Genomic DNA, 12,442 nt, shown 5'->3' on the forward strand with positions numbered 1-12,442 from the left:
CTACCGCCCCTTACAGAACTGCTTTCGGGTAGGAACCCAGCACTTTGAGTGCTACCGCTTCCTGACTGATCTTTTCCAATACACCTTTGATCAACGGATCACGGTGATGACCGACGAAGTCGATGAAGAACACGTAGGTCCATTTGCCGCTACGCGACGGACGGGTTTCGATGCGGGTCAGGTCGATCCCGTTGTCATGGAACGGTACCAGCAGCTCGTGAAGCGCGCCGGGCTTGTTGCTCATCGACACGATGATGGAAGTCTTGTCGTCGCCGGTCGGCGGCACTTCCTGGTTACCGATCATCAGGAAGCGCGTCGAGTTGTCCGGACGGTCTTCGATCTTTTCGGCCAGACGGGTCAGACCGTAAAGCCCGGCCGCCATGTCACCGGCAATCGCCGCCGAGTTCCACTCACCTTTAACCCGCTTGGCCGCTTCGGCGTTGCTCGACACCGCCACGCGCTCGACATTCGGATAGTGCGCGTCCAGCCACTTGCGGCACTGGGCCAGCGACTGCGCATGGGAATAAATGCGGCTGATGCTGTCGGTCTTGGTGTTTTCACCGACCAACAGGTGATGATGGATGCGCAGCTCGACTTCGCCGCAGATCACCATGTCGTGTTCGAGGAAGCTGTCCAGTGTGTGGTTGACCGCGCCTTCAGTGGAGTTCTCCACCGGCACCACGCCAAAGTTCACCGCACCGGCCGCCACTTCACGGAACACTTCGTCGATCGCCGCCATTGGCTTGCTGATCACTGCATGACCGAAGTGCTTCATGGCCGCCGCCTGGGTGAACGTGCCCTCAGGGCCGAGGTAAGCCACTTTCAGCGGCTGCTCCAGCGCCAGGCAGGAAGACATGATTTCGCGAAACAACCGCGCCATTTCTTCGTTGCCCAGCGGCCCCTGATTGCGCTCCATCACCCGCTTGAGCACCTGAGCTTCACGCTCGGGACGATAGAACACCGGCACTTCGCCTTCGGCCAGCGAGGCCATCTTTACTCGCGCGACTTCCTGGGCGCAACGCGCACGCTCACTAATCAGCTCGAGGACCTTGGTGTCCAGAGCATCAATGCGAACGCGCAGTGCCTTGAGTTCTTGCTCGGACATCAGCCGTGTTCCTTCTCGAATTCAGCCATGTACGCCACCAGCGCATTGACGGCGGTGATGTCGACGGCGTTGTAGATGGAGGCGCGCATGCCGCCCACGGAGCGGTGACCCTTGAGATTAAGCAGACCGCGCTCGTCGGCACCGGCCAGGAATGGCTTGTCCAGACGATCATCAGCCAGACGGAACGGCACGTTCATCCACGAGCGATCCGACTTGTTGATCGGGTTGCTGTAGAGACCGCTTGCATCGATGAAGTCATACAGCGTGCGCTGCTTGACATCGTTCAGTTTGGCGATCGCTTCAACGCCACCCTGCTCTTTCAGCCACTGGAACACCAGACCGGAGAGATACCAGGCCAGGGTCGGCGGGGTGTTGTACATCGAGCCGTTGTCGGCCGCGACCTTGTAGTTGAGCATGGTCGGGCACAACGAGCGCGCCTTGCCCAGCAAGTCTTCGCGGATGATGTTGACGACGATGCCGCTCGGACCGATGTTTTTCTGCGCACCGGCATAGATCATGCCGAAGCGCGAGATATCGACCGGACGCGAAAGAATGTCAGAAGACATGTCGGCCACCAACGGAACATCACCGGTTTGCGGGATCCACTGGAATTCCAGACCACCAATGGTTTCGTTCGGCGCGTAGTGAACGTAAGCGGCGTCTTTCGACAGGTTCCACTCGTTCTGGCCCGGGATGGCGAAATAGTCGTAAGGCTTGGCGGTGGCGGCGACATTGACGTGACCGTAGCGCGAGGCTTCTTCGATGGCTTTCTGCGACCAGATACCGGTGTCGATGTAGTCGGCGGAGCCGTTTTCCGGCAGCAGGTTCAGCGGGATCTGCGCAAACTGCTGGCTGGCGCCACCTTGCAGAAACAGCACTTTGTAGTTCGACGGGATATTCAGCAGGTCACGCAGATCCTGCTCGGCCTGGGTAGCAATGGACACGAACTCATCGCTGCGATGGCTCATTTCCATGACCGACAGACCCTTGCCGTGCCAATCAAGGAGTTCACCTTGGGCGCGCTGCAGGACAGCTTCGGGAAGCGCCGCAGGGCCGGCGCAGAAGTTATAGGCTCGCTTGCTCACATCCAATCTCGCTCTGACTTGGTGATACACAATAATTCTGTAAATCGCTGATGCTGCGGATACGCAATTATGCGCATCTGAAATTCTTCTGAGGTATTTCATGGCGGACAAATAACAAGGGGGCGAATTTTCATCCGCCCCCTCGTTTGTCCGCTTATTCTTGCGGCTCTTCGTCTGCTGCGGCGTCGAGTTGCTGGTCTTCGGCAGCGTCGTCGATCACGACATTGCCTTCGAATTCCTCGCCCTCTTCACCTTCAAGCTCTTCACCTTCGACTTCCGAAGGCTCCTGAACCCGCTCAAGACCGACCAGGGTTTCGTCCTTGGCCAGTTTGATCAGCGTCACGCCCTGCGTGTTACGGCCCAGGCTCGACACTTCGTCGACACGGGTACGCACCAGAGTGCCCTGATCGGAGATCAGCATGATTTCTTCGCCATCCTGCACCTGAACCGCACCGACCAGACGGCCGTTACGCTCGTTGCTGACCATGGCGATAACGCCCTGACCGCCACGCTTGTATTCAGGGAACTCGGTGATCGCCGTGCGCTTGCCGTAGCCGCGCTCGGATGCCGTCAGAATCTCGCTGCCTTCTTCCGGAATCAGCATGGAAATCAGTTTCTGCCCTTCCGGCAGACGCATGCCACGCACACCACGGGCGGTACGGCCCATGGCGCGAACTTCGGATTCCTTGAAGCGAGTGACCTTGCCGCCGTCGGAGAACAGCATGATTTCCTGCTCGCCATCGGTGATGGCAGCGGAGATCAGGATGTCGCCTTCGTCCAGCTCCAGCGCGATCAGGCCGACGCTGCGCTGACGACTGAAAGCCACCAGCGGGGTCTTCTTGACCGTACCGTTGGCGGTCGACATGAAAATGAACGGCGCCTTCTTGCGATCAGCAGCCTTGATACGGGCGCGACGCTCTTCGTCGGTTTCGTTGCTGTTTTCGATTTCTTCTACATCGGTCTCGGCGCCTTCGGCTTCTTCTTCGTCAGCCTGACGCTTCATGGCTTCGAGATCGACCGGCAGCATCGTGGTGATGTATTCGCCTTCGCTCAACGGCAAGAGGTTGACCAGTGGACGACCACGGGCGGCGCGGGACGCTTCCGGAATCTCGTAGGTCTTGAGCCAGTACACCTTGCCCTTGCTGGAGAAGAGCAGCAGCGTGGTGTGGCTGTTGGCAACCAGCAGGTGAGCGATGTAGTCCTCATCCTTGACGCCAGTGGCCGATTTGCCTTTACCGCCACGACGCTGAGCCTGGTACGCAGCCAATGGCTGGGTCTTGGCGTAGCCACCGTGGGAAATGGTCACGACGCGCTCTTCTTCCGGGATCATGTCACCCAGGGTCAGGTCGAGACGGGCATCGAGAATTTCGGTGCGCCGCTGATCGCCGTATTCGGCGCGGATCACTTCCAGCTCTTCGCGGATCACTTCCATCAGGCGCACAGCGCTGTTGAGGATGCGGATCAGCTCGCCGATCTGGTTGAGGATCTCTTGATACTCGGCCAGCAGCTTTTCGTGCTCCAGACCGGTCAGACGGTGCAGACGCAGCTCCAGAATGGCTTGCGCCTGCTCTGGCGACAGGAAGTATTTGCCTTCGCGCAAACCGTATTGCGGATCGAGGTTTTCCGGACGGCACGAATCGGCACCGGCACGTTCAACCATCGCCACTACGGCGGAAGATTCCCACGGCGTGCTGACCAGCGCTTCTTTTGCTTCCGACGGGGTCGGCGAAGCCTTGATCAGAGCGATGACCGGGTCGATGTTCGACAGGGCAACGGCCTGACCTTCAAGGATGTGGCCACGCTCGCGCGCCTTGCGCAGTTCGAACACGGTACGACGGGTGACGACTTCGCGACGGTGACGAACGAACGCTTCCAGCAGATCCTTGAGGTTCAGGATGCGTGGGCGACCGTCGATCAGCGCAACGATGTTGATGCCGAATACCGACTGCAGCTGGGTCTGGGCGTAGAGGTTGTTGAGGATCACCTCAGGCACTTCGCCGCGACGCAGCTCGATCACGACGCGCATACCGTCCTTGTCGGACTCGTCGCGCAGTTCGGTGATGCCTTCCAGCTTCTTCTCTTTGACCAGCTCGGCGATCTTCTCGATCAGACGCGCCTTGTTCAGCTGGTAAGGCAGCTCGGTGATGACGATCTGCTGACGGCCACCGACCTTGTCGATGTCTTCGATGATCGAACGTGCACGCATGTAAATGCGTCCGCGACCGGTACGGTAGGCTTCGATGATGCCGGCACGACCGTTGATGATCGCGGCGGTCGGGAAGTCTGGACCGGGGATGTATTGCATCAGCTCATCGACGGTCAGCTCGGGGTTGTCGATGAGGGCCAGGCAACCGTCGATGACTTCACCGAGATTGTGCGGCGGAATATTGGTTGCCATGCCCACGGCGATACCGCTGGAACCGTTGACCAGCAGGTTCGGAACGCGAGTCGGCATGACCGCCGGGATCAGTTCGGTACCGTCGTAGTTCGGCACCCAGTCCACGGTTTCCTTGTGCAAGTCAGCCAGCAGCTCGTGTGCCAGCTTGGTCATGCGCACTTCGGTGTATCGCATGGCCGCAGCGTTGTCGCCGTCCACCGAACCGAAGTTGCCCTGACCGTCGACGAGCAGGTAGCGCAGGGAGAAAGGCTGCGCCATACGAACGATGGTGTCATACACCGCGGTATCACCGTGCGGGTGATACTTACCGATCACGTCGCCGACAACACGGGCGGATTTCTTGTACGGCTTGTTGAAGTCGTTGCCCAGCTCGCTCATCGCGAACAGTACGCGACGGTGCACGGGCTTGAGGCCATCGCGCGCATCCGGCAGTGCACGGCCGACGATCACGCTCATCGCGTAGTCGAGATAGGACTGTTTCAGCTCGTCTTCGATATTGACCGGGAGGATTTCTTTGGCCAGTTCGCCCATGAGAAGCCTGATTCCTTTTTCTGGTGAAACTTCGTCATATCCATGTGGGAGCAACGAAGCTCGTCGGGGCAGGCTGAGTGCCATGCGCCGACTTACGACAAATCAACAATCTGGAGAGTGGATTTGCGCAGTAAAGACAGCTCCGTGGAGCTGCCTCGGAAAACGCCGGATGTTATCACAAAGGCCGCCACGCACCTATCCCCCAGATGCGCATGGAGCATAGTTAGTTGACCGGTGACAGGCTTAACGGGGACGAGAGAAGCTCAGAGCTTCTTTGAATGCAGAATCAGTGCTTGGATTGCGGATGTTTATTGACATTTATGTCCTCATCGCGAGCAGGCTCACTCCTACAGGTTTTGCGTTCGACACAAGACCTTGTAGGAGTGAGCCTGTTCGCGATGGCGTCCTTGCAGACATCACAGCCAATCAATGCAGGCGTTTGCGGCACATCAACTGAGCCATTTTCGCGGTATCCGGACGTTCGACAATGCCCTTCTCGGTCACGATCGCATCGATCAAATCCGCCGGCGTCACGTCAAACACCGGGTTGAACGCCTCAACATCCGCGCCGACACGTTTACCGCCGACTTCCAGCAACTCAGCACCGTCACGCTCTTCAATCGGGATGTCGTCGCCGCTGGCCAGGTTCATGTCGATGGTCGAACTCGGCGCCACCACCATGAAACGCACGCCGTGGTGCATGGCGTTGACCGCCAGCTGGTAGGTGCCGATCTTGTTGGCCACGTCGCCGTTGGCGGTGATGCGGTCAGCACCAACGATCACCCAGGTCACGCCTTTGGTTTTCATGATGTGCGCGGCAGCGGAGTCGGCATTGAGCGTCACCGGGATGCCTTCGTTAGCCAGCTCCCACGCCGTCAGGCGCGAGCCTTGCAACCACGGGCGGGTTTCGTCGGCGTAAACGCGCTCGACCATGCCTTCGATGAACGCCGCGCGGATCACGCCGAGTGCGGTACCGAAACCGCCGGTAGCCAGTGCGCCAGTGTTGCAGTGGGTCAGAATCGCCTGAGCATTGCCCTGATGTTTGCGGATCAGGTCGACGCCCAATTGCGCCATGGTCAGGTTGGCCTCGCGGTCGCTTTCATGAATGGCGACGGCTTCCGCCTCCAGCGCGGCCAGCGGATCGGCATTGTCCTTCAGACGATCAAGCCGATCGTGCATGCGACCCAGCGCCCAGAACAGATTGACTGCCGTCGGACGAGAGTCGGCCAACAGCGCAAAATCCTCCTCCAGCGCCGCGTACCAGTCGCCGCCTTCAGCCAATCGCGCACGAGCGGCAAGGACAATGCCATACGCCGCGCTGATGCCGATGGCCGGCGCGCCACGTACCACCATCGAACGAATCGCCTCAGCCACGCCGGCGGCGCTGGTGTAGGCAATCCAGGTTTCCTCGAACGGCAAAATACGCTGATCCAGCAGGTGGAGCGCGCCATCTCGCCAATCGATGGCCTTTACTTTCTCCGCAGCCAACAGTCGATCGCGCATCCCTCACCCCGCACTCATGAACAAAAGCCGCCGATTATAGCGATCCCCCCGCGAAGACGCTCGGGTATACTTCGCCATCCTTTACAAAAGCACTGGAACCGACCCTCGATGCCGAAACCTGCCATTGCGCTCGACTTATTATTGCTGCCGACCTGGCTGGTACCCGTCGAACCTGCAGGCGTTGTGCTCAAAGAGCACGGCCTGGGCATCCGCGACGGTCGCATCGTGTTTATCGGCCCGCGCGCCGAAGCGTTGAAGTGTAACGCTACGGAAATCCGCGAATTGCCGGACGTTTTGCTCAGCCCCGGCCTGATCAACGCTCACGGCCATGCAGCGATGACCCTGTTCCGTGGCCTTGCCGATGATCTGCCACTGATGACCTGGCTGGAAAACCACATCTGGCCGGCCGAGGGCAAATGGGTCGATGAAGATTTTGTCCGTGACGGCACCGACCTGGCCATCGCCGAGCAGATAAAAGGTGGCATCACCTGTTTTTCGGACATGTACTTCTTCCCCAAGGTTGCCAGCGAGCGCGTGCACAACAGCGGCATTCGCGCGCAGATCGCCATTCCGATCCTCGATTTCCCGATTCCGGGCGCCAGCAGTGCCGATGAAGCCATTCGTCAGGGCGTCGAGCTGTTCGGCGATTTGAAGCATCACGAGCGAATCAAAATCACCTTCGGCCCTCACGCACCCTACACCGTCGGCGACGAGAACCTCGAAAAAATCCGCGTGATCGCCGAGGAACTGGACGCCTCGATTCACATGCACGTCCATGAAACAGCGTTCGAAGTCCAGCAATCTCTCGAGCAGCACGGCGAGAGGCCGCTGGCCCGCCTCGGTCGCCTCGGCCTGCTCGGCCCGCGCTTCCAGGCCGTGCACATGACGCAGATCAGCGATGACGACCTGGCGATGCTGGTAGAAAGCAACACCAGCGTGATCCATTGCCCGGAATCGAACCTCAAGCTGGCTAGCGGCTTTTGCCCGGTGGAGCGCTTGTGGCAGGCTGGTGTGAATGTCGCCGTCGGCACCGATGGCGCAGCCAGCAACAACGATCTCGACCTCCTCGGCGAGACCCGTACCGCTGCGCTGCTGGCCAAAGCCGTTGCTGGCTCGGCCACCGCGCTGGACGCGCACCGGGCGCTGCGCATGGCCACGCTCAACGGCGCGCGAGCGCTGGGGATCGAGAGTCAGGTCGGCTCGCTGGAGATTGGCAAAGCCGCCGACATCGTCGCTTTCGACCTGTCCGGCATTGCCCAGCAACCGATCTACGACCCGGTTTCGCAGCTTATATATGCCACCGGCCGCGATTGTGTGAAACACCTGTGGGTCGCCGGCAAACAATTGCTCGACGACCGGCACCTGACGCGTCTTGACGAACAACAGCTGGGCGTCACCGCGCGCGCCTGGGGCCAGCGCATCAGCGGCCATACCGAATCGTAAACACCGCGCAATCCGTTTCGCGGCTACAACCTTTTTCAAGTTTTTCGAGGAATTGAACATGAGCAACGTCGACCACGCCGAAATCGCCAAATTCGAAGCCCTGGCCCATCGCTGGTGGGATCGTGAAAGCGAATTCAAACCGCTGCACGACATCAACCCGCTGCGGGTCAACTGGATTGACGAGCGGGTCAATCTGGCCGGCAAGAAAGTCCTCGACGTCGGTTGCGGCGGCGGCATCCTCAGCGAAGCCATGGCCCAGCGCGGTGCGACCGTAACCGGTATCGACATGGGCGAAGCACCATTGGCGGTCGCGCAACTGCATCAGCTGGAATCCGGTGTCAGCGTCGAATACCGCCAGATCACCGCCGAAGCCCTGGCCGAAGAAATGCCCGAGCAGTTCGACGTGGTCACTTGCCTGGAGATGCTTGAGCACGTGCCGGATCCATCGTCGGTCATTCGCGCCTGCTTCCGCATGGTCAAGCCGGGCGGCCAGGTGTTCTTCTCGACCATCAACCGTAATCCGAAGGCGTATCTGTTCGCCATTGTCGGCGCTGAATACATCATGAAGCTGCTGCCGCGCGGCACCCACGACTTCAAGAAATTCATCCGCCCTTCCGAGCTGGGTGCGTGGAGCCGCATGGCCGGCCTGACCGTCAAGGACATCATCGGCCTGACCTACAACCCGTTGACCAAGCATTACAAACTGGCCAACGACGTTGACGTCAACTACATGATCCAGACCCTGCGCGAGGAGTAAGCCGATGGCCATCAGAGCAGTTCTTTTCGACATGGACGGCACCCTGCTCGATACCGCGCCGGACTTCATCGCCATCTGCCAGGCGATGCGCGCGGATCGCGGTTTGCCGCCAATGAACGACAAGCACATCCGCGACGAAATTTCCGGTGGCGCCAAAGCCATGGTTGCGGTGACGTTCTCGATGGATCCGGAGTCGCCGGGCTTCGAAGAATTGCGCCTGGAGTTTCTTGAGCGTTATCTGGTCGGCTGCGCAGTGCACAGCAAGCTGTTCGACGGCATGGGCGAACTGCTTGCCGACATCGAAAAAGCCAATCTGGTCTGGGGCGTGGTCACCAACAAACCACTGCGTTTCGCCGAACCGATCATGCAGCAACTGGGGCTGGCCGAACGTTCGGCGCTGCTGATCTGCCCGGATCACGTGAAGAACAGCAAGCCGGATCCGGAGCCGTTGATCCTCGCGTGCAAGATGCTTGATCTGGATCCGTCGACGGTTCTGTTTGTCGGCGATGATTTGCGCGATATCGAGTCCGGCCGCGACGCCGGCACCAAGACCGCCGCCGTGACCTATGGCTACATTCACCCGGACGACAACCCGCGACACTGGGGTGCGGACGTGGTGGTGGATCATCCGCTGGAGTTGCGCAAGGTGTTGGATAACGCACTCTGCAGCTGCTGAATGCTTCCCTCGGCTTGTTAATGGATTTTGAGGTTTTTTATGTTTGATTACACCGCTCGCCCCGAATTGCTCAAGGATCGGGTCATTCTGGTCACCGGCGCCGGCCGCGGTATCGGCGCGGCTGCGGCGAAAACCTACGCAGCCCACGGTGCGACCGTGTTGCTGCTGGGCAAGACCGAGGCCAACCTGACTCAGGTCTACGACGAGATCGAAGCGGCCGGCCACCCGCAACCGGCGGTCATTCCGTTCAACCTCGAAACCGCCCTGCCCCATCAATACGATGAGCTGGCAGCGATGATCGAAACCGAATTCGGCCACCTCGACGGCCTGCTGCACAACGCCTCGATCATTGGCCCGCGCACGCCGATCGAGCAGTTGTCCGGCGAAAACTTCATGCGCGTCATGCAGGTCAACGTCAACGCCATGTTCATGCTGACCAGCACCTTGTTGCCACTGCTCAAGCTGTCGCAGGATGCTTCGGTGGTGTTCACTTCCAGCAGCGTAGGGCGCAAGGGGCGCGCTTATTGGGGCGCCTATGGCGTGTCGAAATTCGCCACCGAAGGCCTGATGCAAACCCTGGCCGATGAAGTCGAAAACGTAGCGCCGGTACGCTCCAACAGCATCAATCCGGGCGGCACCCGTACGAGCATGCGTGCGCAGGCGTACCCGGGGGAAAACCCGCTGAACAATCCGACACCCGAGGAGATCATGCCGGTCTATTTGTACCTCATGGGCCCGGACAGCACCGGCATCAACGGCCAGGCTTTCAACGCCCAGTAGTGCCATACGTCGCTTTTGTTGCCGTGGCGGATTCCCGTCGCGGCACGCCTTTGCCGCTTTGCGCGGTCGAATCTCAGTCAAATATCCGCCGCGTCTTTTCGCCTGATTAACTCAAGCCATTGATTCGTAAAGGCTTTAATAAAGCTGAACGGAATGGCACGACTTTCGCTCTAAATTTCCTCACAGCATGCCGTGTGAAGGCAGTGGGGCAAGGCCGATTTCGATAGCTGACTAATCGTCATCAGGCAGACTAAACTTACGCCAAATGTCCTACGGGACTGATGGATCAGTATGACGCGCAGCCCATAGCCGCTCTCACCCAGCCTGTAAGACAGACTTACTGCTTAGGGGCTCACGCCATATGAAATCACCCTCCCAGACCAATGCAATTGACTTCGACAGTGCCAAATTGCAACGCCTGGGCTTCGGTCAGCTGCCGCCACTTCTGGAGCGACCGGCCAGCCTCGCGCAATTGCGCCAGCAACTGAGCCTGCAACTGCAGACCAGCCTTGAACCGCAACGAATCCTCGGCCTGTTCTTTCGCGAAGTCCAACGGCTCGTGCCGCTGGATGCCTTGAGCTATGTGCATCAGGGCAGCGACTTGCGCCTGGAGTTTGGCGCACGCGGCCATCACTCGATCAGCTATAGCCTCAGCCACGAAGGCGAGCACATGGGCGAACTGGTCTTCCGCCGCAACCAGCGCTTCAACGATCAGGAACAAGGCAATCTCGAATCACTGCTGTCGTCATTGCTGTACCCGATGCGCAATGCCCTGCTCTATCGCGCCGCCACTCAGAGCGCGCTGCGTGATCCACTGACCGGCACCGGCAATCGCATTGCCATGGAGCAGACGCTGCAACGCGAAATCGAGATGTCGCGCCGGCACCTGCAACCGTTGTCGGTGTTGATGCTGGATATCGACCATTTCAAACGGGTCAACGACAGCCACGGCCACAGCGCTGGCGATACCGTGCTCAAAGCGGTTGCGGCCTCGATCAAGGGTCAGTTGCGCAATGTCGATATGGTGTTCCGCTATGGCGGCGAGGAGTTTTTGATCTTGCTGTCCAACACCAGCCGGGAAGCGGCAGGGATGGTCGGTGAGCGTCTGCGGTATGCGGCGCAAGCGGCCGAATATTACGCCGATGGCCAGTTGATCGAACTGACGGTGAGCCTGGGTTGCTCAACGTTATTGCCGGGCGAGTCCGCCGAGAGCCTGCTGCGTCGCGCCGACAGTGCGCTTTATGTGGCCAAGCGCGAAGGGCGTAACCGGTTGGCCATGGCGGGCTGAGCTTGGCCAATGCACACAAAACAGAGTGGGAGCGAGAAAGCCGCTCCCACATTGGTTTAAGGTTCAGGCGAATATCAGCTTTCGACTAACGCCCGACGTTCACGACCGACCAGCAAGCGCTCCGACGTCTCCAGCTGCATGCAGCGCTCCAGAAACAGGAACATGTAGTCGTAGCTTTTGCACACGGCCTGGCGCAACTCGGCCTGCAGCGCCTTGCCCGGATTCATTCCGGCCAGCGTGCAGATGATTTCCAGCGCTTCCCACGGATGGGCATCGTCGTACTGGGCGTGCATCTTCAGCCACTTCATCGCCCGCTTTCGGTCTTCTTCCGGGAATGCCGCCGCGTACACACCGGTGGAACAGACCTGCGCCGACCACTCCCCGGTCGCGCCCTCGATGGCGTAGTTGGTCGCGGCAATGGCGACGATCAGCGAATCCGCAGAGCTGGTGTGCCAGCACCAATGACTCAGCGCGTGCAGCTCCGGCGGAACCTGCTGAGCCTGAAGGTCCTCCAGACTGACACCGTGCGCGCGACTCCAGTGCACCCAGTAATCTGCATGATTGAGCTCGACGCGGATGTTGCGCATCAGCCAGCGTCGCGCCATGTCTTCACCCGGATGCCGGGCGAACCTGGTTTTGGTGAGGTTCTGCGCCATGTACAACGCGAACTGCTCAACAACGGGCCAGCCCCCGATCAGGTACTGACGCATGGTTTTGGCGCTGAGCTTGTTATCACGCATGCGCAAATAAAGTTCATGTTCGACAACCCGGCGTTTGCTCTCGCTGCAATCTGCAATGAGCTGTTGTGCCCAGGCAGGATAACTTGCAGCTTCCATGAGTGGTCCGGTTCGGTTGAATGTGTCGATCACTGTTCGG

The 12,442-nt window shown here is 59.6% G+C and carries 10 protein-coding genes; 5 read left to right on the forward strand and 5 right to left on the reverse strand.

What is annotated here, in order from left to right; all coding sequences use genetic code 11:
* Positions 1-10: 10 nt before the first annotated feature.
* The 4 genes from pheA to mtnA form a co-directional block, all read right to left on the reverse strand.
* The gene (pheA, locus tag F2P67_RS23960) at positions 11-1,105 is read right to left on the reverse strand and encodes a prephenate dehydratase (RefSeq protein WP_016770924.1); all 1,095 of its coding nucleotides are present in this window, start codon (positions 1,103-1,105) and stop codon (positions 11-13) included.
* On the reverse strand, positions 1,105-2,190 hold the full coding sequence (serC, locus tag F2P67_RS23965) for a 3-phosphoserine/phosphohydroxythreonine transaminase (RefSeq protein WP_166224586.1): 1,086 nt from the start codon (positions 2,188-2,190) through the stop codon (positions 1,105-1,107). Before serC ends, pheA begins: the two co-directional genes overlap by 1 nt.
* A 154-nt stretch (positions 2,191-2,344) precedes the next feature.
* On the reverse strand, positions 2,345-5,119 hold the full coding sequence (gene gyrA, locus F2P67_RS23970; protein WP_166224589.1) for a DNA gyrase subunit A: 2,775 nt from the start codon (positions 5,117-5,119) through the stop codon (positions 2,345-2,347).
* Between the two features lie 426 nt (positions 5,120-5,545).
* On the reverse strand, positions 5,546-6,622 hold the full coding sequence (mtnA, locus tag F2P67_RS23975) for an S-methyl-5-thioribose-1-phosphate isomerase (protein ID WP_166224592.1): 1,077 nt from the start codon (positions 6,620-6,622) through the stop codon (positions 5,546-5,548).
* Positions 6,623-6,730: 108 nt separating this feature from the next.
* Here mtnA and F2P67_RS23980 point away from each other — a divergent pair, with 108 nt between their 5' ends.
* The 5 genes from F2P67_RS23980 (at position 6,731) to F2P67_RS24000 (ending at position 11,566) form a co-directional block, all read left to right on the forward strand.
* Complete coding sequence (locus tag F2P67_RS23980) at positions 6,731-8,065, forward strand: TRZ/ATZ family hydrolase (RefSeq protein ID WP_166224595.1); 1,335 nt, start codon at positions 6,731-6,733, stop codon at positions 8,063-8,065.
* A gap of 58 nt (positions 8,066-8,123) precedes the next feature.
* Positions 8,124-8,822: a bifunctional 2-polyprenyl-6-hydroxyphenol methylase/3-demethylubiquinol 3-O-methyltransferase UbiG gene (ubiG, locus tag F2P67_RS23985; RefSeq protein WP_166224598.1), complete on the forward strand. Its 699-nt coding sequence runs from the start codon at positions 8,124-8,126 to the stop codon at positions 8,820-8,822.
* Positions 8,823-8,826: 4 nt separating this feature from the next.
* A complete protein-coding gene (gene mupP, locus F2P67_RS23990; protein WP_166224601.1) occupies positions 8,827-9,498 on the forward strand; it encodes an N-acetylmuramic acid 6-phosphate phosphatase MupP in 672 nt (223 codons plus the stop codon).
* A gap of 39 nt (positions 9,499-9,537) precedes the next feature.
* A complete protein-coding gene (locus F2P67_RS23995; protein WP_166224604.1) occupies positions 9,538-10,278 on the forward strand; it encodes a YciK family oxidoreductase in 741 nt (246 codons plus the stop codon).
* Positions 10,279-10,639: 361 nt separating this feature from the next.
* Positions 10,640-11,566 carry a GGDEF domain-containing protein gene (locus F2P67_RS24000; protein ID WP_166224607.1) on the forward strand — a complete coding sequence of 309 codons (927 nt, stop codon included), beginning with the start codon at positions 10,640-10,642 and terminating at the stop codon, positions 11,564-11,566.
* 74 nt (positions 11,567-11,640) lie between these two features.
* Here the strand turns inward: F2P67_RS24000 and F2P67_RS24005 are convergent, their stop codons facing one another.
* Positions 11,641-12,435, reverse strand: a complete 795-nt coding sequence (locus F2P67_RS24005) for an iron-containing redox enzyme family protein (RefSeq protein ID WP_166224610.1) — start codon at positions 12,433-12,435, stop codon at positions 11,641-11,643.
* Positions 12,436-12,442 lie beyond the last annotated feature (7 nt).

Source organism: Pseudomonas atagonensis (assembly GCF_011369485.1).
Classification (GTDB): Bacteria; Pseudomonadota; Gammaproteobacteria; order Pseudomonadales; family Pseudomonadaceae; genus Aquipseudomonas; species Aquipseudomonas atagonensis.

Excerpts from the sequence above, each read along its gene's own strand:
- pheA (WP_016770924.1), bottom strand. The coding sequence starts at position 1,105 with ATGTCCGAGCAAGAACTCAAGGCACTGCGCGTTCGCATTGATGCTCTG.
- F2P67_RS23995 (WP_166224604.1), top strand. The coding sequence starts at position 9,538 with ATGTTTGATTACACCGCTCGCCCCGAATTGCTCAAGGATCGGGTCATT.
- F2P67_RS24000 (WP_166224607.1), top strand. The coding sequence starts at position 10,640 with ATGAAATCACCCTCCCAGACCAATGCAATTGACTTCGACAGTGCCAAA.
- F2P67_RS23980 (WP_166224595.1), top strand. The coding sequence starts at position 6,731 with ATGCCGAAACCTGCCATTGCGCTCGACTTATTATTGCTGCCGACCTGG.
- ubiG (WP_166224598.1), top strand. The coding sequence starts at position 8,124 with ATGAGCAACGTCGACCACGCCGAAATCGCCAAATTCGAAGCCCTGGCC.
- mupP (WP_166224601.1), top strand. The coding sequence starts at position 8,827 with ATGGCCATCAGAGCAGTTCTTTTCGACATGGACGGCACCCTGCTCGAT.
- gyrA (WP_166224589.1), bottom strand. The coding sequence starts at position 5,119 with ATGGGCGAACTGGCCAAAGAAATCCTCCCGGTCAATATCGAAGACGAG.
- mtnA (WP_166224592.1), bottom strand. The coding sequence starts at position 6,622 with ATGCGCGATCGACTGTTGGCTGCGGAGAAAGTAAAGGCCATCGATTGG.